Source organism: Candidatus Pelagibacter sp. uisw_138, assembly GCF_059512485.2.
In genome coordinates this window covers 1,024,585-1,046,896 of the sequence record NZ_CM183453.2, presented here as the reverse complement: position 1 = coordinate 1,046,896, position 22,312 = coordinate 1,024,585, and the positions used below count along the sequence as shown (strand labels likewise).

Genomic DNA, 22,312 nt, shown 5'->3' with positions numbered 1-22,312 from the left:
AAAGGGACTGTAGCTCAATAGTAGAGTACTGCATTGACATTGCAGGGGTAGTTGGAGCGTAACCAACCAGTCCCACCATTTTCATTATCTTTTACCTATGCTAGACATCGGTTACATTATAATATAATTAAAGTTTAATTTTTAGGGCCTGTAGCTCAGTTGGTTAGAGCAGTACACTCATAATGTATTGGTCCCAGGTTCGAGTCCTGGTGGGCCCACCAAAAATTATTTTTATAGATGATTATTTAATAAACTCTTTTAAAGTAGAAAAAAGAGCATTTATATCTCCATCATTACTCTGAATGATAGAAGAGAATTCTTCCTTTTGAGTTCTTGCTAGACTTAAGCCTTCAATAATTAAATCTCTGATGAAAGGGTTTTCTGGGTTTTTTGTATAAATTCTCCAATCAATTTTAACCTCAGGTCTCTGTTCTGTTCCAACTAAAATACTAGATACCATTGTGTAATTTTCATTTAATTTTTTTTTAGACACAACTTCAATCTCTGGATTTGAGTATTCAGCCAGTCGACTAGAAAAACTTTTTAGAAAATATTGTTCGAAAAGCATTTCATATTGATTTATTTCATTGTCACTTATATTTTTTCTATAAGCTCCTAAAGTGTAATAACCAATACCATTGATATCAACGGTTTCACTTGCAATTTGTTTTAGCTTTTCTATTTTTTCTTCTTTTGAATATTTGTTATTTAATGCTTCTGAAGCTCTGTTCACTGTTGACTGAACAAACACATCTGGCTCAATTGAATATGATTGATTAATACCAAAAAAGTTAATTATGACGAAGGTAAATATTAAAAACTTTTTTAATCTCATTAAGTTTTATAATTTATTGAGTTTCTATTTCTTCCCAATCACTATCGTTTTGGGTTTCAGTTATTGAATTAGAGTTAGCTATTTTTAGTTGTCTATCTTGTAAATATAAACTTCTAACTGAAGCATAAAAATCCATAGAATTTTTTTCTAAGTTTTCAAACGAGTCTATATTTTTTGCTCTAAAATCTATTCCAGAACTTGCTCTTGATGCATAATAATCAAAGTCAGAAAAATGTTGAGTATCATTAGCAACAGTAACATTATACCAAGCATCTCCACCAAGTATATTTGCAAATGATCCAGCTGTATCTCTAATAGTCGATGGTCCTAAAACAGGTAAAACGATATAACATCCCGGACCAACACCCATCACACCAAGTGTTTGGCCATAATCTTCTTTTTCATACTCTGGAAAACCAATTTTTTCAGCCACATCAAATATTCCAATAACCCCAACTGTTGTATTAACAATAAATCTACCTGTGTTAACTCCAGCTTTTTTTAATTCTCCTTGGAGAATATTATTAGGTATTGTTACAAGTGTAGAGAGATTGTCTAGAGCATTACCTGTCCCAGCTCTAACCGGAGAGGGTAAAACTCTATAAGCTTTAGCAACAGGCTCAAAAATAACGCCATCAAGAACTTGGTTAAATTTAAATGTCGCTCTGTTTACACCTTCAAAACAATCCTTAACTTCTCCTGAATTTTTTTTTGATAAGTTGTTTTCACCATCTGTGCCAGCGCTTAAATTTGTTGCTAACATTAAGCTTATAAGTGAAGTTATTATAATTTTTTTCATTATCTGATTATATAATATATATAATGTTAATGTAAATCAGCAATTAGCTTTAAATATGGCCCAAAAATGGCTTTAAAAATGATATTAAATTATTCCCCAAATTTTAATCCTAAAAAAAGAACTTCTAAGCAAATCAAATTTATTATTTTCCATTATACAGGAATGAAAAACGAATCTAATGCCTTGAAAAGACTGACAGATATACAATCTGAGGTTAGTTGTCATTATTTCATAAAAAATAATGGGGAAATTATAAAAATGGTACCTGACTTATACATTGCATGGCACGCAGGAGAATCTTCTTGGAAAAATCACAAATCTTTAAATCAAAATTCTATTGGAATTGAAATTACAAACCCAGGACATGAGCATGGTTATAAAAAATTTAAAAAAAAACAAATCACTTCTCTTTTCAAGTTAAGTAAATTTTTAATAAAAGAATATAAAATTAGTCCTAAGAATATTTTGGGACACTCAGACATAGCAGCACTAAGAAGAAAAGATCCAGGTGAAAAGTTTCCTTGGGAATATTTATCTAAAAATAAAATAGGGATATGGCACACATTAAATAAGAAATATTTGATAAAAAATAGAAAACTAAAAATAAACAAGATAGAAGAGAATATTTTTTTTAGAAACTTGTTTAAGATTGGATATTCAATAACATACGCAAAAGATAGCAGTAAGAATAAATCTTTAAAAGAATTGGCAAAAACTTTTCAAAGAAGATTTAGACAAGAGTTGGTTGATGGTAAAATTGATCAAGAATGTCTAATTATTAGCAAAAATCTTATCAAGGCATATAATTAAATTTTTCTTGAAGTTCTATAGTTAAGTAATAAATTACATCTGCTAGATGAACGATTTATCGCTTTAATTTTTTAAAGAGGAAAGTCCGGGCTCCGCAAAGACACAGTGCCAGATAATACCTGGCGGGGGAAACCCTAGGGATAGTGCCACAGAAAATATACCGCCATAACATGGCAAGGGTGAAAAGGTGTGGTAAGAGCGCACCGGTTCTATTGGTAACAATGAACGCTGGAAAACCCCACTGGGAGCAAGACTAAGTAGAGATGACATTGTTGCAAAACTAAAAGCCGTCTTTGGCTAGTCATCAGGGTTAGTTGCTTGAGCTTAAGAGTGATCTTAAGCCTAGAGAAATGATAGGTTTAAATGACAGAACCCGGCTTATAGTTCGTCTAGCAAACTTATCCACAGTTCAATTTTAATTAAATTTAGGTGTTCACCTTTTGATTCATAATTGAATCACTTCTGTTCTTATTTTTAATCCTAGAATTGTATTGAGTTAAAACTAAAAATTGATTTTAGACTTAATATGGATACATAAAAGTTATTCACAATCATTGTTAAATAGGCCTAAAATGAACATATTGACACTATAGTTAAAAACCCATATTATCCCATATATTCCCAAATATGGAATTTATGAAATATAAAAAATATGTTTTTATCTACGTACGAGAACAAAATAGACAAAAAAGGAAGAGTGTCAGTGCCTGCTAGTTTTAGATCTCACCTTTCTAACTTAGGATACAACGGAGTTATCTGTTATCCCTCATTTAATAATCAGTCTATAGAAGCCTGTTCACAAGATAGAATTGAAAAACTTTCTGCAAGTATAGATTCATTAAGTCCATTTGAAGAAAAAAGAGATTATTTTTCAACATCAATCTTATCTGAAAGTATGAATTTACAATTTGATAGTGAAGGTAGAATTTCATTATCAGCAAAATTATTAAAGCATGCAAAAATAAAAAATAGCATGTTGTTTGTTGGTCAAGGTCAAACATTCCAAGTATGGGAACCAGCAGCATTTGAAAAATTTAAGATCAATGCAAGAAAAAAAGCAAATCTAAATCGTGCAAGTCTTAAATGGGAAAAACATTTTAATAACAATGAGGGGAAATAAAAATGACAATTAACTTTAAATCACCAGAAATTAAAGAATTACAACCAAGACTATTAGTAGTGGGAGTTGGTGGAGCAGGTGGAAATGCACTTAATGAAATGATTGATAATGGGCTTCAAGGAGTAGAGTTCATAGCAGTAAATACAGATGCTCAAGATTTAAAGTTAAGTAAAGCTAAAGCAAGAATTCAAATTGGTCTAAGTTTAACAAAAGGTTTAGGTGCTGGTGCGAAGCATGACATTGGTCAAGCAGCTGCAGATGAGTCTTTGAATGAAATTGTAAATACACTTCAGGGTGCAAACATGGTTTTTATAACTGCCGGTATGGGTGGTGGAACTGGAACAGGCGCTGCACACGTTATTGCAAGAGCTGCTAAAGAATTAAATATTTTAACAGTAGGTGTTGTGACACTTCCTTTCTTATATGAAGGACCATCAAGAATGAGAAGAGCTCAGCTAGGTCTAGAAGAATTAAGAAAACATGTGGATACAATTATTGTAATTCCAAATCAAAATCTATTTAAGGTTGCGAATGAACAAACTACATTTGAAGAATCTTTTAATCTTTCAAATAACGTTTTAATGCAAGGTGTACAAAGTGTAACTGATTTAATGGTTAGACCGGGTATAGTTAATTTAGATTTTGCTGATGTTGAAACTGTAATGGCTTCAATGGGTAAAGCAATGATGGGAACTGGTGAGGCTGAAGGAGAAGGTAGAGCAGCTAAAGCAGCAGATATGGCAATTAGCAACCCATTGATTGATGATTATACGTTAAAAGGTGCAAAAGGATTACTAGTAAATATTACTGGTGGTAAGGATCTTAAACTTTTTGAAGTTGATGAAGTTGTTAACAAAATAAGAGCTGAAGTAGATCCTGAAGCAGAAGTGATTATTGGTGCTATCACATCTGGTGACCTTGATGGAAAAATCAGAGTATCAATTGTTGCAACAGCATTAGATGGCCAACAACCAGAAAGTAAATCTGTAATCAATATGGTTCACAGAATACAAAATAGAAATCCTGGTTATTCAGATTTTAACAGTGCAAGTTCTGCTCAATCGTTTAACTTTTCACCTACGATGACAAGCCCCATTTCACATGGAGCAAATGCATTAAAGTTAGAAAATGAAATAATTGCAGAGCCAGCTACAAACACTGCATCATCAGAAATGATGAATGAGCAAACTCCTACCAATCAAGAAGTTGAAAGTATTGTTGAAAATAATCAATCAAATGATTATGAGCAATCTTTTTCAGAGGAAGCACTTACAACTGCACAACCTGAAGAAAATAGCCCAATAGAGGAAGTGCATATTTCTAATGGACTTGAAAACTTTGGTGTAGAAGGTGAAGATGCTCCAGATCTATTTAGTTCGGATAGCGCAACTTCAGAGACAGAAGGATTTTTATCAACTGAAACTTCAGAAAATGATGATCTAGAAATTCCAGCATTTTTAAGAAGACAAAAGAATTAATGGTCTTCAAAAAAATAAATGATAGCCACCATAATACCAGATGTGAGAAATCATTATCCAGTATTGCTAAGTGAAATAATTAGCATTATTACCCCTCAATATGGTGGCACATTTATTGACTGTACGTTCGGTCAAGGCGGATACACAAAAAAAATACTAAATTTCCCAGCAACAAAAGTAATTGCATTAGATAGAGATTCTGAGAGCTCTAAAAAAGCTCAAGAACTTCAAAATAGTTTTGAAGATAGGCTGTTATTTAAAAATATAAAATTTAGTCAATTAAATAATCTAAAGTTAAAAGATGAAAATATCAAAGCTGTAATTTTTGATTTAGGGTATTCATTGAATCAGATTAAAGACCCAAAAAAAGGTCTTTCATTTGATGCTGTAGGTGAACTTAATATGAAAATGGGTATAAATGATTTTTCAGCAAAAGAAGCAATTAATCAATTAGATGAAAAAGAACTTACAAAGATATTTAAATATTTTGGTGATGAATTAGACAGTAAAAGAATAGCACACAATATCGTTGAAGACAGATCCAAAAGAGAAATCACAACAGAAGAGCTAGTTAGAATTATAGAGTCTTCGAAAAGAAAAAGAAATTATAAGACACATAGTGCAACTAAAGTTTTCCAAGCATTAAGAATATTTGTAAATAAAGAAATTAGTGAACTAATTTATGGATTAATTAATGCAGCTAAAGTTGTTAAAAAAGATGGTGTTATTGCAGTTGTGACATTTCATTCTCTAGAAGATAAAATTGTTAAATACTTTTTTAAAAGTTTGTCTGAAAATAAAAGTGTCTCAAGACATATGCCAAAAACTGAAGAAAAATTAAATTTATTTAAATCTGTTATAAAAAAGCCAATAGTACCAAGTGATAAAGAAATTAGAGAAAATCCACCCTCTAGATCAGCCAAGTTACGTTATGTAATTAAAAAAGAAGACTTTTTTGATTTTGAAACAGATATCTTAGATAAATTTAAACATTTAATTGACATTGAGAATTTGTCAAAAAAACTATGAAACAATTAGTTTTATTTGTTATTTTTGTATTAATACTGATCACATCACTTGTTAAAAATTCTACAAAAGAAATGGAAGATCAAATTTTTGTAATCAATGAAAACATAAGACCTTTAAAATCAGAACTTGAAGATGTGCTGCTTGAGTTTAATTATTTAAGCTCCCCTGAAAAATTAGTTCAATATCAGACACAATATTTTGAAAAAGATTTAATTAAAATTGAAATTATGAATATTAAAGAAATCACTGAAAATAAGGAAAATTTAGAAATAAAGGACTTAATAAGCAAGAGTGGAAATGAATAATAAAAAAAATATTATTCTAGAAGAATATGAAAATGAATTTTCATATAAAAAAAGTAAAACAAATTTAGATATACAATTTAATAGAATAGCCTTTATTTTTTTTGTTTTCTTAATAATTTCAGTAATTTATTCAATACAATTGCTTCATTTAGGCTCATTAAAGTTAGACGTTAAGACAAATTATGCACCAAGTATAAAAGATTATAGAGCAGATATAATTGATAGAAATGGAAATTATTTGGTTAAAACTGTTAGCTCGATTGATATTGGTATCAGCCCAATAGAAGTAATAGATAAACAAAAATTATTAATTAATTTAAAGTGGATTTTTCCTGAGAAAGATTATGTTGAAGTTGAAAAAAAACTTAACAAAAATAAATTTTTTAACTTCGAAAAAAAAATATCTTCAATAAATTATCAAAAAATAATGTCCTTGGGGGATAAATCAATTAGACCCGAAGAGCAGCTAACTAGAATTTATCCTCAAAAAAATCTCTTTAGTCATATTATTGGTCAAATAGATGATGATAATAAAGGTATATCAGGACTTGAAAAATCTTTTAATGAAAAATTAAAACAAACAAACGAACCACTTAAATTAACTGTAGACACTGATATACAATTTTTAATTAGAGAAGAATTAGTAAAGTTTCAATCTATATTTAGAAGCAAGGGTAGTGCGGCAATTTTAATGAATGTTAATAATGGAGAAATTATATCTATGGTTTCATATCCAGATTTTGATCTTAATAAAAGAGAGAAGATAGTTGATCTTAACTTTATTAATAGGGCAACAAAAGGAGTATATGAATTAGGTTCTGTGTTTAAGATCTTTACTGTAGCAGCTGGATTAGAGGAAGGTTTAATAGATATAGATACTAAGTTTTTAGATTTACCAAAAACAATCTATTGTGCGGGTAAGCCAATTAGAGAATACAATAATAGAATACCATCTGATCTCACTGTAGAGCAAATTTTAATTAGATCTGGAAACATAGGGTCTGTAAGAATTGGACAAAAATTAGAAATTACTAAATTAAAAGCTTTTTTAGAAAAAATTGGAATCCTAAGTAAAATAAATTTTGACATAGAGGAAGTTGGTGAGCCTATTCCATTTAAGTGGGGAAAATGCAAACTTGCGACTGTGTCTTTTGGGCATGGAATAACTACAACTCCATTACAGTTGGCAAAAGCGTATGCAATCATTTCAAACGGTGGTTTTGAAGTTGAGCCAAGTTTAATAAAAAAAGAATTAAAAGATTCTCAAAAAAAAAGAAGAATAATTAAAGAGGGTATTTCAAAGAAAATAAATCTGATACTTAGAAAAATTGTAGCCACTAAAGAAGGCACAGCGGGACTTGTAAACATCAAGGGTTACGAAGTTGGTGGAAAAACTGGAACGGCTGAAAAATCTATAGCTGGAGGTTATACAAGAAAAGCAAAAGTTAATACATTTGCGGGTATTTTTCCCGTCTCTAACCCTAAATATGTGCTAATAGTTTTACTAGATGAGCCGAAAACATCATCAAATTATGTATATGAATATAAAAATAAAAAAGGTTCATATAAAGGAACCCCATTTAATACAGCAGGGTGGACATCTGTAGAAGTAGCTGGAAAAATCATAGAAAAAATTGGGCCTATTTTGGCCACAAAACATATGGAAGATTAATACTTATATGTTGATTGGTAACTTCCTCAAAAATATTAAAAAAGAATTTAAAAATCATCAGTTTGCTGGCCTTAGTTTTAACAGTGAAGATTGTAAAAAGGATTATATTTTTTTTGCAATTAAAGGGTCAAAATCAGATGGAAATAAATTCACTAATCATGCGATTGAAAAGGGAGCAACAATAATTATTTCTGAAAAAAAATTTGAAGGTATTAAAAATAAAGTACTATTTTTAAGATCAAAAAATGTTAGGAAATTATTATCAGAATTATCGTATAAGATAAAAAAAAATAAACCTAACAATTTAATTGCTGTAACAGGAACAAATGGAAAATCATCAATTGCAGATTTTTATTTTCAAATACTAAACTTAAGCAATAAAAAAGTAGCTTCTATTGGAACATTGGGAATTAGGACAAAAAATAATTTAAAGAATGTTTCTAATACCACATTAGATTCAATTGGATTAAGTAAAATATTAAATGATTTAAAAAAACAAAGAATTGACAATGTTATATTGGAAGCTTCTAGTCATGGACTAAAGCAAAATAGACTTGATGGATTGAAATTTAATACTGCAATTTTTACAAATTTATCTCATGACCATTTAGATTATCATAAAACATTTAATAATTATCTTAAATCGAAATTGTATCTATTTGAGAAGTTATTAAAACCTAAAGGAAGCATCATTACTGATAGTAAGATTCCAGAATATAAAAATTTAAAAAAAATATCGCTAAATAATAAATTTAATCTTCAAGTTTTATCAAAAGGTAATAATGGAATAGATATTTTTTCACATCAATTTAAGGATGATAAACAAATAATTGAAATTACACACAATCAAAAATATTACAAATTGCAAACAGATTTAATTGGTAGAATTCAATTAAAAAACTTATTTATGGCAATGCTTGCTGCTAATAAAGGTAATTTAAAATTTGATAAAATAGTGAAATTAGCTTCAAGAGTAAAATCAGTAAGTGGTAGGTTTGAAAAAGTTGGAACTTTAAAAAATAAATCAAAAGTTATTTTAGATTATGCTCATACACCCGATGCATTAAATACTTGTTTGTCTAATTTGAAAGAACAATTTGAAAATAAAAGAATTTTCATTGTATTTGGATGTGGCGGTAATAGAGATAAAGATAAGAGACCCATGATGGGAAAAATAGCCAATCAATATTGTGACAAAGTTTATTTAACTGATGATAATCCACGAGATGAAAATCCAAAAAAGATAAGATTAGCTATTAAAAAAACCGTTGATAAATCAAAAGTTTTTGAGATTTCAAACAGGTCTAAGGCTATTCATAAGGCTATATTTGATTTAAATACTGGCGATATTTTAGTTATTGCAGGCAAAGGTCATGAACATATGCAAGATTATGGAAAGTTTGTAAATAAATTTTCTGATAAATTAGAAATACTAAAAAATATTAAATTAAAAAATAAAATTCTTTCAAATAATCTTAAAATAAATATTTTAAAAGAGATTAGCAACTCTCCTCAAATTAATCCTAATATAAAAATAAACGATGCATCAATTAACTCTAAAACAATAAAAAAAAATGACATATTCTTTGCAATAAAAGGAAATAATAAAGATGGAAATTTATATGTTAACGAAGCTTTCCAAAATGGTGCATCATTAGTAATAGCTAACAATCAAAAAAAAACTAAAAAAAAAATTATAGTAGATGATACGTTACAACTTTTAACAGAGGCTTCATCTAAACTAAGAGAAAACTTATCTAGTAAAATTATATCTATAACAGGCAGTTGTGGAAAAACCTCTCTTAAAGAATTGTTAGGAAAAACTTTAAGCAAGATTAGTAATGTAACATATTCACCTAAATCTTTTAATAATAAATTTGGAGTACCGCTAAGTTTATTTAATCTAAGAGAAAATGATAAATTTGGTATTTTTGAGATTGGAATGGATAGAAAAAATGAGATTGATTATTTATCAAAAATAATCAAACCTGATGTTGGTGTTATTACAAATATTTCTTATGCACATATTAAGAATTTTAAAAATATTTATCAAGTAGCTTTAGCAAAGTCAGAAATTATTAATAATATAAAAATAAATGGATATCTTGTTTTAAACCGAGATGATAAATTTTATAATTTGCATAAAAATATTGCTAAGAAAAAAAACATAAATGTTCTTACATTTAGTTTAAAAAATAAATCAGCAAATATTTTTTTAAAAAAAATAGTTAAAGAAAAATATAAATATAAAATATTTGTAAATATTAATAAAAAACAAACTTATTTTTATGTAAGATCAATTTTTGAAAATAATTTAAAAAACTTATTAGCGGCAATTGTAATTATATCAATTTTTAAAGATATACAAAAATTAGATAAAAATATATTTTTTGATTATGAGATAGCAAAAGGTCGTGGAGATATTACAAAAGTTAAATTTAATAAAAAGAATATTTATATTGTAGATGAAAGTTACAACTCTAATCCGTTATCATTAAAATCTGCTATAAAAAATTTTGACGAATTAAAAATTGATAAGTCTAAAAAAAAATTAATTCTGGGTGATATGCTGGAGTTAGGAAATTATTCAAAGAAGCTACACCTACAGGCTGGTAAAGATATTAACAAAACTTCTCTTAAAAATATTAATGTAGTAGGCAAACATATTCTGCATACTTATAAAAACCTTGATAAGAGCCGTAGAGGTGTCATTTTGGAAGATAAGTCTAAAATAATTGATTTGATTAAAAATGATTTAAATAATAATGATTATTTAATGATTAAGGGTTCAAACTCTACTGGACTTAACAATCTAGTTAACAAATTAATAACTAGTAAGTTTAATGCTTTATAATCTTATAACTCAATTAATTGATCAATATAGCTTTCTAAATGTATTTAAGTATTTAACATTTAGAACAGGGCTTGCAATGTTTACATCAATGTTTGTAGTCTTATTGATAGGTACACCTTTTATTAAATTTTTTTCAGCAAGAAAAATTTTAAATCCAATTAGAGATGATGGTCCTACTGAACATATAGTTAAGAAAATTGGAACGCCAACAATGGGGGGTGTTTTAATTTTACTTGGACTATTTTCAGGAATATTACTTTGGGGAGATCTATCAAATTATCATATATGGTTTTTGTTATTTATTGTAACAGGGTTTGGGGTATTAGGTGCATATGATGATTATAAAAAAATTAAGTTTAAAGATTCATCTGGTGTATCATTCAAATTTAAGATTATTTCTCAAATTTTAATAGCCTTTGTTGGAATTTTTGGTTTAACTCAGTTATCTCAAAATATCGAACTTACAAACTTGTATTTTCCTTTTTTTAAAAATTTAATTATTAATCTTGGATGGTTTTTTATTCCATTTTCTATTTTTATAATTGTTGGATCATCTAATGCAGTTAATTTAACAGATGGTTTAGATGGCTTAGCGACAGTGCCAGTCATATTAGTGGCAGCATGTTTTGCATTTATTAGCTATGTTACTGGTAATATTGTATTTTCAGAATATTTAAATATTCCCTATCTTGAAGGTATGGGAGAAGTTTCAGTTTTTTGTGGATCAATCATAGGAGCTTGTTTGGGATTTTTATGGTTCAATGCACCACCTGCTAAAATATTTATGGGTGACACTGGCTCATTAGCATTAGGTGGATCTTTAGGGGCAATTGGTATTATTACTAAACATGAGATTGTTTTAGCAATAACAGGTGGATTATTTGTACTAGAAGCTGTGTCAGTTATAATTCAAGTATTTTCATTTAAGTTAACGGGTAAAAGAATTTTTAGAATGGCACCTATACATCATCATTTTGAGAAAAAAGGATGGGCAGAATCAACGGTTGTAATTAGATTTTGGATTATATCAATAATCTTAGCAATGATTGGATTGGCGACATTAAAACTTAGATAATGTTAAATCTAGAAAAAAGCTTTTTTAAAAAAAAAATATTGATTTATGGTCTAGGTAAAAGTGGTCTATCCACTTACAGTTTTTTAAAAAAAAATAATGTTATTAGTTTATTTGATGATCGAATAATTACTAAAAAAAAAATTAAAAATACTCACACAACATACAAAGAAATAATTAAAAATGAATTTGACTACATTATAATTAGTCCAGGAATAGATATTAATAAGTGCAAATTAAGTAAATTTTTAAAAAAAAATCATAAAAAAATTTATACAGATTTAGATATTTTTTATAGTCGATATGCTTTTAATCAAAAAATAACTATTACAGGTACAAATGGAAAGTCAACTACTGCTAAGCTTTTGTACGATATATTAAAAGATCAAAAAAAAGATGTTCGTTTAGTTGGCAATATAGGCAATCCAATTTTAATGGAAAAAAAGATCAAAAAAGACACTCTATTTATAATAGAGGCTTCATCTTATCAGCTAGAATATAGCAGGTTATTTAAGACAAATATATCTATAATCTTAAATATTACAACAGATCACCTCGAAAGACACAAGACTATAAATAGATATGTAAGTGCTAAATTTAAGTTAATAAAGAATCAATCTAAAAATGATATTGCGATTTTAAATACAAAAAATTTTTACATTAAAAGAGAAATAAAGCAAAAAAAATTTGCACCATCAATTTTGAAAATAGAAAAATATACAAGTGATAAGTTTATTAAAAAAATTGATAATTGTTATTTTGATACAGATGGTAATAAAGAAAATTTGACATTTGTACTAAAGGTTTCAAAGCTATTAAATTTAGATAATAACCTGCTATTAAAAACATTAAAAAATTTTAAAGGATTAAGTTTTAGACAAGAAATAATTCATAATTCTAAATTTTTAAAGGTTGTTAATGACTCTAAAGCCACAAGCTTTTCTTCATCAGAAAAATTATTGAAATCATTAAAAAATATTTATTGGATAATAGGTGGTTTACCTAAAAAGGGAGATAAATTTTTACTTAAAAAAAAAGATTGTAAAAAGATCAAGCTATATATTTTTGGAAAAAATAAAATTTTTTTTATTAATCAATTAAAAAACAAGATGGAGTTTCAATCATTTTTAAATTTAGAGACTTTAATTGCTAAGATTTTTTTAGATATTAAAAATGAAAATAATTTTATTAACAAAACAATTCTTTTTAGTCCAGCCTCTGCATCATTTGATAGTTTTAAAAATTTTGAAGAAAGAGGCAAATATTTTAATAAACTTATAAAAAATTATATAAAATGATAAATATTAGCTCGCTCAATTCAGTATATTATAACTGGTGGAAAAATATAGATAAAACAATTTTTTTATTGATAATATTTCTATTTAGCTTGGGTTTATTTTTTTCTTTAGTTTCAACTTCATTAATTGCTTCTGATAAGTTAGATACAAATAATTATTTTTTCTTTTTTAAGCATTTAACCTATATCTTCATTGGGTTGGTAACTTTAGTATTTTTCTCTTCTCTAAGTGAAAAGAATCTTTTTAGAATCTCTATTTATCTTTTTTTTATTATTTTATTTTTTTTATTTTTAGTACCAATTTTTGGTACCGAAGTTAAAGGATCAAAAAGATGGTTAAATCTTTTTTTTCTTCCTCAATTTCAACCAATTGAATTACTAAAACCATTTATAATCATTTTCGTAGCAACAATTTTATGTAGTGAAAAAAATTATAATATTTATATCAAGTATTTATTGACTATTATTGCCATTATCCCAATTTGCTTACTATTAATAATGCAGCCTGACATCGGTCAAACACTTTTAGTGTTTTTATCTTGGGCAATATTAGTTTTCATATCTGGCATAAACCTACTATTCATTTTATTATTTATAAGCTTTGCTATTGTAGCCTTGTTATGTGTGGTTTTTTTTATCCCAAAATTTATTTATATTAAAAGTCGTATTCTTTCTTTCTTTAACCCTGATGGAGGAACCCATAATTTTCAATCCGATAAGGCTATAGAAGCAATCAGTAGTGGTGGGTTTTTTGGTAAAGGAATAGGAGAAGGTACCTTAAAAACAAGAGTTCCAGAGGCTCATACTGATTATATAGTTTCAGTTATCTCTGAGGAGTTTGGTGTTATTGCAATAATATTGTTATTAATTTTATTTTTGTTTTTAATTTACTCTGTTTTTAAAAAAATTTATTTAGAAAAAAGTGAAAAAATTAAACTAGTGCTAACTGGAGCAATAAGCCTAATAATTTTTCAAGCATTAATACATCTTGGGGTGAATATAAGACTATTTCCCACAACAGGAATGACATTACCATTTTTAAGTTATGGGGGCTCTTCAATTGTAGGAGTTTCTATATTATCTGGAATAATTTTAAATTTAACAAAAAGAAAAATTGATTAGATGAATAAAAAAATACTAATTAGCACCGGTGGATCAGGAGGTCATGTTATACCTGCAACCATAATATACAAACATCTAGAGAGTAATTTTGATGTTTATATGACATCTGACTTTAGGGGTGTCAAATTTTTAAACAAAGATGAGTACAATTTAAAGATATTTAATGTGAGGCCAATTTCAAAAAATTTATTAATAATGCCATTTAATTTTCTTTTAATGATAATTTTGATTTTCAAATCTATTTCTTTCTTAAGAAAAAATAAAATTAATATATTAATTTCGACAGGTGGATATATGTCACTACCTCTATGCCTAGGCGCTAAAATTTTAAATATTAAGCTGTTGTTATTTGAACCAAATATGGTTTTAGGTAGATCAAACAAGCTCTTTATAAGTTACTGTCAAAAAATATTTTGTTATTCTAATAATGTTAAAAAATTTCCTATTAAATTTAAAAATAAAATTAAAGTAATTCCAGCATTATTAAGAAAAAATTTTTATGACAAGAGAGATAGTAATAACTCCTTAGATACAATTAATTTACTTATAATTGGTGGTAGTCAAGGAGCTAAAATATTTGATGATTTAGTAAAAAATACAATTATCAAATTATCTAAAAAATATAAACTAAAAATTTATCAACAAACTAGTTCTATTAACTTTGAAAGTTTTAAAAAAAATTATGAAAATAACAATATTAATTGTGAATTATTCAATTTTAATGATGATGTTATAAATTTTATGCAAAAAACAGATTTATGCATTACTAGAGCAGGTGCTTCAACTTTAGCTGAGTTAAATTTTACCGAGATTCCATATTTAGTAATACCTTTGCCAACCGCAAAAGATAACCATCAATTTGAAAATGCTTATTTTTATAATAAACTTGGCTTCAATTGGTTGCTAAATCAAAAAGAAATAGATGAGAAAATATTACTCGATAAATTAATTAATATTATTGATAATAAAGAAGAATATCTTGCTAAAAAAAAGAACATGAAAGATTTTAACTATGAAAACACATGGAATAATATAAATCTGAAAATTATATCTGTTATTAATGAAAATTGAATTAGCTAAAACTGAAATTATACATTTTATTGGTATAGGAGGTATTGGAATGAGTGGCCTTGCACTCATTATGAAAAGAATGGGGTTTAATGTTCAGGGTAGCGACGTCCATGCAAATAAGAATATTGAAAGATTAAAAAAAGATAAGATCAAAATTACAATTAGCCATACTAAAAAAAATATAGCAAAAGCAACAATTGTTGTCATTTCATCAGCTATTAAAAATAATAACCCTGAATTAATTGAAGCTAAACTAAAACAACTACCTGTTTATAAAAGAGGAGAGATGTTGGCAAATATAGTCTCTTTAACAAAAAATATAGTTGTTACAGGTTCACATGGGAAAACAACAACTACGTCTCTATTGGCCTCAATATTTTCAAAGACAAAATTGGACCCAACTATCATTAACGGTGGAGTCCTTAATGCAATAAAAAATTCTGCAAAACTAGGTAAAAGTGATTGGTGTATATTAGAAGCTGATGAGTCAGACGGTAGCTTCATACATGTGCCACCTACTTATTCTATAGTAACAAATATTGATCGTGAGCACATGGATTTTTATAATTCAATGAAAGATCTTAAAGAATTATTTATTAAATTTATCAATAAAGTCCCCTCGTTTGGGAAATCTTTTATTTGTATAGATGACAAAAATAATAAAGATTTATTAAGTAAATTAAAAATGAAGAATTATTATACATATGGAATTGACCATAAATCACATTTCTGTATTAAAAATATAAAACAAGAAAAAGAATATTCTCAATATGACTTAGCTATAAATTTGCCAGGAAAAAAGAATTTAACTATAAGAAAAATTAAATTACCACTTTTAGGAATTCACAATATTAGAAACTCTACAGCAGCAGTAGGTGTGGCATTAACAATTGGAATATCACAAAATATTATCAAAAAAGGGTTAAAAGAATTTAAAGGTGTTCAAAGAAGATTTAATAAAATTTTTACACATAGAGAAACTAATTTTTATGATGATTATGCCCATCATCCAACTGAAATTAGAGAAGTGTTAAATGGTGTGAGAGCTGCTTATAAGAAGGAAGAAGTGATTTGTATATTTCAACCACACAGAATTTCTAGACTAAAAGATCTTAAAAAAGAATTTAGCTTATCATTTAAAAAAGCTGATGTTGTAATATTATGCCCTATATATACAGCTGGAGAAAAAATAAAATTAGGTTTTAAATATAATAATTTTGCAAAAGATATTATTAAAAATTCAAAAGTAAAATTGTTTATGATTGAGGATCAGTATCAATTAGCAAAATTTATTAAAAATACTATTTTTGGTAAAAAGATAGTTGTTGGTATGGGTGCAGGCACAATTTCAACATGGATGAGACAATTACCAGAATTGATCTAATGAGCATTGAAGAAATAAGAAAATTTTCAGATGAAATTAGTAGTAAAATTCACTTTGATTATGACTTAAAAAAGAGCAATTGGTTTAATATTGGTGGACAAACCAAAGTTTACTTTAGACCGGATAGTTTGCCTGACTTAATTTTGTTTTTAAAAAAATTTGGAAAAAAAGAAAAAGTACATATTTTAGGTGCGGGCTCAAATACTCTTATAAGTGATGAAAAATTTGATGGTGTTGTTATCAAGTTAGGAAAAAATTTTTCCAATATCTCCATATTACCAAATGATGTCATAATAGCAGGCTGTGCCTGTCTCGATAAAAAGCTTTCTGATTTTGCACTGAATAATGGAATAGGTGGATTTGAATTTTTAGCATGCATACCAGGTACTATAGGTGGGGGACTAAAGATGAATGCTGGATGTTTCAATAAAGAGTTTAAAGATGTGCTAGTATCAATCCAAGCAATTGATAAAAATGGACAGATTTTAACAATACCAGCGAGTAAAGTTATATTCAAATATCGAAGTAATGATTTAAAAGAGGACTTAATTTTTTTAAGTGCATCATTTAAAGGATCAAGAAAAAATAAAAAAGAAATCGAAAAAGAAGTCTTAAAATTAAAGGAAAAGAAAGATAATGCACAACCAACAAAATTAAAAACAAGTGGCAGTACATTCAAGAATCCAATTGATCAAACCGATAAAAAAGTTTGGGAATTGATAAAAAAATCTGTAGCACTAGATATCAGCTTTGGAGATGCTCATATTTCAAATAAGCACTGTAATTTTTTTGTAAATAAAAATAATGCTAGTTTTGAAGATATGAATAAATTGATTGAATTTGTTAAGACAAGTGTGGAAAAAAAAACTGGAATAGTATTAGAAAAAGAAATTAAAATTTTAAAATAAAATGAAAAAAAAAATCTTAATATTATCAGGTGGTATATCCAAGGAACGCCTAATTAGCTTAGATACTGGAAAACAAGTTGCCAAAGAGTTAATCAAAAATGGATATAAGGTTTTAAATAGTGAGCCTGATAAAAATCTATCAAAGGATATTACTTTATTTAAACCAGATAGTATTTTTAATGCGCTACATGGACAATTTGGTGAGGATGGATACATTCAAACGATTTTAGAGACCAAAAAAATTCCATATACGCACTCAGGTATAATTGCATCATCTATAGCAATGGATAAAGAAATTTCAAAAAAAATTTTTATAAAAAATAAAATACTTACTCCAAAATATATTAAATTTGATCATAAAAAAAATAAATTTAATATTATAAAATTAATTGAAAAAAAATTAAAATTCCCTGTAGTAGCAAAACCTATAAATGAAGGGTCTAGCGTTCATGTATATATTTGTGACAAGACTAATATAATAAAAAATCTAAATGCTTTAAGAGGTTATAATGAAATATTAATTGAGGAATTTATACCAGGTAGAGAAATCCAAGTCGCAATAATGGATAATAAAGCACTTGGTGCAATTGAACTTGAGCCTAAAAGAAAGTTTTATGATTATGAGGCAAAATATAATTCTAGCGCTAAGACCAAGCACTTAATTCCTGTAGATTTGAGCAAAAACAATCTAGCTAAAATTACTAGCATAGCAAGAGAAGCTCATAAAATTATAGGCTGTAGAGGTGTTACGAGATCGGACTTTAAATTTTTTAAAGGGAAGTTTTATTTACTAGAGATAAATACTCAGCCTGGAATGACTAAACTTTCATTGGTCCCTGAGATAGCAAAACATAAAGGTATAAGCTTTATAAAATTAATTGAATGGATTCTAAAAGATGCATCAATCAAAAAGTAAAAAAAATAAGATAATAATTTATTTATTATTTTTATTCATTTTAAGCACTACTAGTGCAAAGTTTATAAAAGATCAAAAAAAATTATCTTCATTAATAAGTAAAATTAATATTACAGGTCTTTCTGAGAGAAAAAATTCAGAGATCTTAAATAACCTTAATAACCTTTTATACAAAAGTATATTTGTCATTAGCGAAGATGAAATAAGAGAGATTTTAGAAAAACATAATATTATACAAGAGTTTAATATAAAAAAAATTTACCCATCAACACTTAACATTGAAATTAATCCAACTAAATTTATTGCTCGAGTTTCTAATAATAGTCAATATCTAGTAGGTGCTAATGGTAAATTAATTGAAGATAAAAGTAACAATGAATTACTCCCATACATCTTTGGTGAATTTAATTCTCATGATTTTTTGTCATTTAAAAAAAATATTGAAAAATCTATGTTTTCTTTTTCAAATTTAAAAGAATTATCTTTTTTCCCATCACGTAGGTGGGATATTTTAACTGATAAGGATATTTTGATTAAGCTACCACAAGAACATATTGTAGCGTCATTAAATTTATCTAAGAAACTTATCAATAATGATAATTTTAAAGATTATAAATTTATTGATTTGAGAATAAAAAATCATTTGGTTATCAAGTAATGAGTGACAAAAAATTTCAAACAATAATTGACTGTGGCTTTTCAAAAATAAGAGCAGGTGCATTTAATGAAGAAAGCAAGAACAATCCTTTTTTTATTGAGAGTAATTTTTATACAGATCAATTTAATTTTAAATTAGATATTCAAAAAATTGTTGCATCACTAGAAAAATCCACAAATGAATATATTGATAATATAAATTTGATGATAGATAGTTCAAAAACAATTTCTGTTGGAATTTCTGTATTTAAAAAAATTGAAGAACTGAAATTAAGACAAGATGATATTTTATTTTTAATTCAAGAAGCGAAACAGCAAGTAAAAAAATATTATTCAGATTATAATATTGTACACATAATTATAAATAATTATAAAATTGATAATGTTGATTATTCTGAGCTACCAGATGAAATTGATTGCCAATTCATATCACTAGATATTGTTTTTATCTGCCTTCCAAGTGAGTTAGTGCTTAGCTTTAAAAATATTTTTTCAGAATTAAATATATCAATTGATCAAATAATTTGCTCTAGTTATGCAAAATCAATCAATTATAAAAATAATTTAAATTTAACAGGAAAGGTATCTTTCATAGATATTGGTTTTAAAAAAACATCAATTATTTCCTTTAACAATGATAAATTAATCTTTATGGACGTTCTGCCAATAGGTGGAAATCATATTACTAAAGATATTTCTCTACTTTTAAAGATTGATATTAACGAAGCAGAAAAACTTAAATTAAATTTTGAAAAAAATAACTCACAAGTTGATAATCCAAATTTTTCTTTGGAAATGCTGCAAAAAATAGCTTTTGCTAGAACAGAGGAGATTTTGGAATTATGTGATAAATCTCTTGCCTCAAATACCAAGATAAAGACTCAATCTAAGATGATATTGATGGGAGAAGGATCAAAAATTTTAGATAATAAATTTAAAGATAAAATTTCATTTTCTAAGGATATTGATTTTTTAGAGGAAACCCTAGGAGATGTTTGTCAATCTGGTTACAAACTAAGAAAAATATATGACAAACAAGAGGTTGTAGTTGTGCCAAAAAAACAAATAAAACAAGGTTTTTTTGAAAAACTTTTTCATTTTTTCAAATAGACTAGTATTTTCTTGTAACATTTGTTGTTTTTCTAAATTTAAATCAATTATTTATAAGAATAATAATGTCTATTCTTAATCAAAAAACTATCAATAGAGATATTACCTTTAAAGGTGTTGGGCTTCATAGTGGAGCAAATGTAACTATGACGGTAAAGCCAGCAAAACCAAATTCAGGAATTCTTTTTAAAAGAGTTGATTTAAAAGAAAATAATATAATAGTTCCTAATATTTTTAATGTTAGTAGCGCAGTATTTTGTACAACCATAGCAAATGAAAGTGGAGTTAGCATATCAACAATAGAACATTTAATGGGAGCATTATATGGTTTAGGAATTGATAACGCGTTAGTAGAGATTGATAATCAAGAAGTGCCAATTCTTGATGGATCAGCAAAACTTTTTATTGAAGAAATATCAAAAGCTGGAATAAAAAATAGTGAAGCGCCAATAAAAATAATTAAAATTGAAAAAAGAATCGAATTTACAGATGGAAAAAAAACAATCTCTATAGAGCCAAGCAAAGTTAGTTTGGATATAGATTTTGAGCTAAAATATGAAAACGATTTAATTGGAACGCAAAGAAATTTGGTAAGTGTATTTGAGTCAGATTTGACTGATATTTATAATTCAAGAACATTCTGTCTTTTTGAGGATATTAAAAAGCTAAAAGAAATGGGATTAGCTCAAGGAGGTAGCCTTGAGAATGCAATAGTTGTTAAGGACAATGAAATTTTAAATAAAGAAGGCCTTAGAAATAAAAAAGAATTTGTAAACCATAAGATTTTAGATTGTATGGGGGATTTATATCTAACTGGTTATAAGATAATTGGAAAGATTGTTTGTTCTCGAGGAGGACATAAATTAACTAACCAATTATTGAGAAAAGTTTTTCAACAAAACGAAAATTTTTCATTAATAGAGATTACGGAAAAACATTTGCCAAATACCTTCATAAATAAGAGTCACCTAAGATCTATAGCTTAAAAAATAGAGTTTTATTCATAATCTGTTAGAATAAGACAATGCTTTCAAAATTAAAAATTATACTTCTTTTAATCACCTTTATCTTTATTGGGTCTTGTGGAGATAAAACAAAAAAAATATCTGAAATTGTAGAAGTAGATATGGAATTGCAAATGTCTAATGCATACAAAGAGGGCTATTTTGAACTTCAAAGAGGAGATGTTTTATTAGCAGCTAAAAAATTTAATGAAGCTGAGTTGTTATTTCCACAGTCACCCTGGGCAGCAAAATCTGCAATTATGGCAGCTTACGCATATTATACTCAAGATTATTACAGTGATGCAATTTATGAGTTAGAAAGATATCTGGTAACTTATCCAAACCATAAAGATAAAGTTTACGCACATTTTCTTTTGGCTATGAGTTTTTATGAGCAAATAGTTGATGAAAAAAAAGATTTAAAATCAATACTAGATTCTAAGGAGCAATTCGAAACTATAATTAGAGATTACCCTAGTACAGAATTTGCCATGGATGCTAAATTTAAAATAAATTTAATTAATGAAATTTTGGCTGCAAAGGAGATGTACATAGCTAGATATTATTTAAAAAAAACTAAGTGGATCCCAGCATTAAATCGATTTAAGACAGTTGTTAAAGATTACAATACAACCATTTATACAGAAGAAGCCCTTCATAGATTGGTTGAGATTAATTATAGACTTGGGTTGATTGATGAGTCAAAAAAATATGCAAACACTTTAGGATATAATTATCAATCTTCTGATTGGTATAAAAATTCTTACAAAGTGTTTAATAAAGATTATAGAGATAGCGTAAAAGAGTTACAAAAAGATAAAAAGAAAAAGACAGGTCTAATAAAAAGATTTAAGGGATTATTCGAGTAA

General features: G+C 27.1%; 20 protein-coding genes, 2 tRNA genes and 1 other RNA gene. 21 read left to right on the top strand and 2 right to left on the bottom strand.

Annotation, left to right across the window (positions count from 1 at the left end; genetic code table 11):
• Positions 1 to 3: 3 nt before the first annotated feature.
• A tRNA-Val gene (locus AC5YGC_RS05635) sits at positions 4 to 78 on the top strand.
• Positions 79 to 144: 66 nt separating this feature from the next.
• Positions 145 to 221: transfer RNA gene (locus AC5YGC_RS05630), tRNA-Ile, on the top strand.
• 20 nt (positions 222 to 241) lie between these two features.
• On the opposite strand, the gene AC5YGC_RS05625 is transcribed toward AC5YGC_RS05630, so the two are convergent.
• Both AC5YGC_RS05625 and AC5YGC_RS05620 read right to left on the bottom strand, forming a co-directional pair.
• The gene (locus tag AC5YGC_RS05625; protein ID WP_496139251.1) at positions 242 to 835 is read right to left on the bottom strand and encodes an ABC transporter substrate-binding protein; all 594 of its coding nucleotides are present in this window, start codon (positions 833 to 835) and stop codon (positions 242 to 244) included.
• Between the two features lie 13 nt (positions 836 to 848).
• Positions 849 to 1,634, bottom strand: a complete 786-nt coding sequence (locus AC5YGC_RS05620) for an MlaA family lipoprotein (RefSeq protein ID WP_496139250.1) — start codon at positions 1,632 to 1,634, stop codon at positions 849 to 851.
• A 78-nt stretch (positions 1,635 to 1,712) separates the two neighbouring features.
• On the opposite strand from AC5YGC_RS05620, the gene AC5YGC_RS05615 reads away from it, so the two are divergent.
• The 19 genes from AC5YGC_RS05615 (at position 1,713) to AC5YGC_RS05525 (ending at position 22,312) form a co-directional block, all read left to right on the top strand.
• On the top strand, positions 1,713 to 2,444 hold the full coding sequence (locus AC5YGC_RS05615) for an N-acetylmuramoyl-L-alanine amidase (protein WP_496139249.1): 732 nt from the start codon (positions 1,713 to 1,715) through the stop codon (positions 2,442 to 2,444).
• 42 nt (positions 2,445 to 2,486) lie between these two features.
• Positions 2,487 to 2,841, top strand: an RNA gene (gene rnpB / locus AC5YGC_RS05610) — RNase P RNA component class A.
• A gap of 255 nt (positions 2,842 to 3,096) precedes the next feature.
• Entirely contained in the window at positions 3,097 to 3,564 is a 468-nt protein-coding gene (gene mraZ, locus AC5YGC_RS05605; protein WP_496139248.1) for a division/cell wall cluster transcriptional repressor MraZ, read from the top strand.
• Between the two features lie 2 nt (positions 3,565 to 3,566).
• Positions 3,567 to 5,042, top strand: a complete 1,476-nt coding sequence (ftsZ, locus tag AC5YGC_RS05600; protein ID WP_496139247.1) for a cell division protein FtsZ — start codon at positions 3,567 to 3,569, stop codon at positions 5,040 to 5,042.
• Between the two features lie 18 nt (positions 5,043 to 5,060).
• A complete protein-coding gene (gene rsmH / locus AC5YGC_RS05595) occupies positions 5,061 to 6,071 on the top strand; it encodes a 16S rRNA (cytosine(1402)-N(4))-methyltransferase RsmH (RefSeq protein ID WP_496139246.1) in 1,011 nt (336 codons plus the stop codon).
• Entirely contained in the window at positions 6,068 to 6,376 is a 309-nt protein-coding gene (locus tag AC5YGC_RS05590; RefSeq protein ID WP_496139245.1) for a cell division protein FtsL, read from the top strand. Before rsmH ends, AC5YGC_RS05590 begins: the two co-directional genes overlap by 4 nt.
• Positions 6,363 to 8,048, top strand: coding sequence for a penicillin-binding transpeptidase domain-containing protein (locus AC5YGC_RS05585; protein WP_496139244.1), 1,686 nt, complete (start codon positions 6,363 to 6,365; stop codon positions 8,046 to 8,048). Before AC5YGC_RS05590 ends, AC5YGC_RS05585 begins: the two co-directional genes overlap by 14 nt.
• 7 nt (positions 8,049 to 8,055) lie before the next feature.
• The gene (gene murF / locus AC5YGC_RS05580) at positions 8,056 to 10,902 is read left to right on the top strand and encodes a bifunctional UDP-N-acetylmuramoyl-L-alanyl-D-glutamate--2,6-diaminopimelate ligase MurE/UDP-N-acetylmuramoyl-tripeptide--D-alanyl-D-alanine ligase MurF (protein WP_496139243.1); all 2,847 of its coding nucleotides are present in this window, start codon (positions 8,056 to 8,058) and stop codon (positions 10,900 to 10,902) included.
• Complete coding sequence (mraY, locus tag AC5YGC_RS05575) at positions 10,892 to 11,977, top strand: phospho-N-acetylmuramoyl-pentapeptide-transferase (protein ID WP_496139242.1); 1,086 nt, start codon at positions 10,892 to 10,894, stop codon at positions 11,975 to 11,977. The genes murF and mraY overlap by 11 nt, the downstream gene beginning before the upstream one ends.
• The gene (gene murD / locus AC5YGC_RS05570; protein WP_496139241.1) at positions 11,977 to 13,272 is read left to right on the top strand and encodes a UDP-N-acetylmuramoyl-L-alanine--D-glutamate ligase; all 1,296 of its coding nucleotides are present in this window, start codon (positions 11,977 to 11,979) and stop codon (positions 13,270 to 13,272) included. The genes mraY and murD overlap by 1 nt, the downstream gene beginning before the upstream one ends.
• Positions 13,269 to 14,393 (top strand): FtsW/RodA/SpoVE family cell cycle protein, encoded by a 1,125-nt coding sequence (locus tag AC5YGC_RS05565; protein ID WP_496139240.1) that lies wholly within the window; start codon positions 13,269 to 13,271, stop codon positions 14,391 to 14,393. The genes murD and AC5YGC_RS05565 overlap by 4 nt, the downstream gene beginning before the upstream one ends.
• Complete coding sequence (locus AC5YGC_RS05560) at positions 14,394 to 15,464, top strand: glycosyltransferase (protein WP_496139239.1); 1,071 nt, start codon at positions 14,394 to 14,396, stop codon at positions 15,462 to 15,464.
• The gene (murC, locus tag AC5YGC_RS05555) at positions 15,454 to 16,848 is read left to right on the top strand and encodes a UDP-N-acetylmuramate--L-alanine ligase (protein ID WP_496139238.1); all 1,395 of its coding nucleotides are present in this window, start codon (positions 15,454 to 15,456) and stop codon (positions 16,846 to 16,848) included. Before AC5YGC_RS05560 ends, murC begins: the two co-directional genes overlap by 11 nt.
• Positions 16,848 to 17,756, top strand: a complete 909-nt coding sequence (gene murB, locus AC5YGC_RS05550) for a UDP-N-acetylmuramate dehydrogenase (RefSeq protein WP_496139237.1) — start codon at positions 16,848 to 16,850, stop codon at positions 17,754 to 17,756. The genes murC and murB overlap by 1 nt, the downstream gene beginning before the upstream one ends.
• Before the next feature lies 1 nt (position 17,757).
• Positions 17,758 to 18,672, top strand: a complete 915-nt coding sequence (locus AC5YGC_RS05545) for a D-alanine--D-alanine ligase (RefSeq protein WP_496139236.1) — start codon at positions 17,758 to 17,760, stop codon at positions 18,670 to 18,672.
• On the top strand, positions 18,653 to 19,330 hold the full coding sequence (locus AC5YGC_RS05540; RefSeq protein ID WP_496139235.1) for a cell division protein FtsQ/DivIB: 678 nt from the start codon (positions 18,653 to 18,655) through the stop codon (positions 19,328 to 19,330). The genes AC5YGC_RS05545 and AC5YGC_RS05540 overlap by 20 nt, the downstream gene beginning before the upstream one ends.
• Positions 19,330 to 20,439, top strand: coding sequence for a cell division FtsA domain-containing protein (locus AC5YGC_RS05535; RefSeq protein ID WP_496139234.1), 1,110 nt, complete (start codon positions 19,330 to 19,332; stop codon positions 20,437 to 20,439). Before AC5YGC_RS05540 ends, AC5YGC_RS05535 begins: the two co-directional genes overlap by 1 nt.
• Before the next feature lie 65 nt (positions 20,440 to 20,504).
• Complete coding sequence (gene lpxC / locus AC5YGC_RS05530; protein WP_496139233.1) at positions 20,505 to 21,425, top strand: UDP-3-O-acyl-N-acetylglucosamine deacetylase; 921 nt, start codon at positions 20,505 to 20,507, stop codon at positions 21,423 to 21,425.
• Positions 21,426 to 21,463: 38 nt separating this feature from the next.
• Positions 21,464 to 22,312 carry an outer membrane protein assembly factor BamD gene (locus tag AC5YGC_RS05525; RefSeq protein ID WP_496139232.1) on the top strand — a complete coding sequence of 283 codons (849 nt, stop codon included), beginning with the start codon at positions 21,464 to 21,466 and terminating at the stop codon, positions 22,310 to 22,312.

Excerpts from the sequence above, each read along its gene's own strand:
- AC5YGC_RS05535 (WP_496139234.1), top strand. The coding sequence starts at position 19,330 with ATGAGTGACAAAAAATTTCAAACAATAATTGACTGTGGCTTTTCAAAA.
- AC5YGC_RS05565 (WP_496139240.1), top strand. The coding sequence starts at position 13,269 with ATGATAAATATTAGCTCGCTCAATTCAGTATATTATAACTGGTGGAAA.
- AC5YGC_RS05540 (WP_496139235.1), top strand. The coding sequence starts at position 18,653 with ATGCATCAATCAAAAAGTAAAAAAAATAAGATAATAATTTATTTATTA.
- AC5YGC_RS05615 (WP_496139249.1), top strand. The coding sequence starts at position 1,713 with ATGATATTAAATTATTCCCCAAATTTTAATCCTAAAAAAAGAACTTCT.
- murF (WP_496139243.1), top strand. The coding sequence starts at position 8,056 with ATGTTGATTGGTAACTTCCTCAAAAATATTAAAAAAGAATTTAAAAAT.
- murD (WP_496139241.1), top strand. The coding sequence starts at position 11,977 with ATGTTAAATCTAGAAAAAAGCTTTTTTAAAAAAAAAATATTGATTTAT.
- lpxC (WP_496139233.1), top strand. The coding sequence starts at position 20,505 with ATGTCTATTCTTAATCAAAAAACTATCAATAGAGATATTACCTTTAAA.
- ftsZ (WP_496139247.1), top strand. The coding sequence starts at position 3,567 with ATGACAATTAACTTTAAATCACCAGAAATTAAAGAATTACAACCAAGA.
- mraY (WP_496139242.1), top strand. The coding sequence starts at position 10,892 with ATGCTTTATAATCTTATAACTCAATTAATTGATCAATATAGCTTTCTA.
- mraZ (WP_496139248.1), top strand. The coding sequence starts at position 3,097 with ATGTTTTTATCTACGTACGAGAACAAAATAGACAAAAAAGGAAGAGTG.
- rsmH (WP_496139246.1), top strand. The coding sequence starts at position 5,061 with ATGATAGCCACCATAATACCAGATGTGAGAAATCATTATCCAGTATTG.
- AC5YGC_RS05545 (WP_496139236.1), top strand. The coding sequence starts at position 17,758 with ATGAAAAAAAAAATCTTAATATTATCAGGTGGTATATCCAAGGAACGC.
- murC (WP_496139238.1), top strand. The coding sequence starts at position 15,454 with ATGAAAATTGAATTAGCTAAAACTGAAATTATACATTTTATTGGTATA.
- AC5YGC_RS05620 (WP_496139250.1), bottom strand. The coding sequence starts at position 1,634 with ATGAAAAAAATTATAATAACTTCACTTATAAGCTTAATGTTAGCAACA.
- AC5YGC_RS05625 (WP_496139251.1), bottom strand. The coding sequence starts at position 835 with ATGAGATTAAAAAAGTTTTTAATATTTACCTTCGTCATAATTAACTTT.
- AC5YGC_RS05525 (WP_496139232.1), top strand. The coding sequence starts at position 21,464 with ATGCTTTCAAAATTAAAAATTATACTTCTTTTAATCACCTTTATCTTT.
- murB (WP_496139237.1), top strand. The coding sequence starts at position 16,848 with ATGAGCATTGAAGAAATAAGAAAATTTTCAGATGAAATTAGTAGTAAA.
- AC5YGC_RS05560 (WP_496139239.1), top strand. The coding sequence starts at position 14,394 with ATGAATAAAAAAATACTAATTAGCACCGGTGGATCAGGAGGTCATGTT.
- AC5YGC_RS05590 (WP_496139245.1), top strand. The coding sequence starts at position 6,068 with ATGAAACAATTAGTTTTATTTGTTATTTTTGTATTAATACTGATCACA.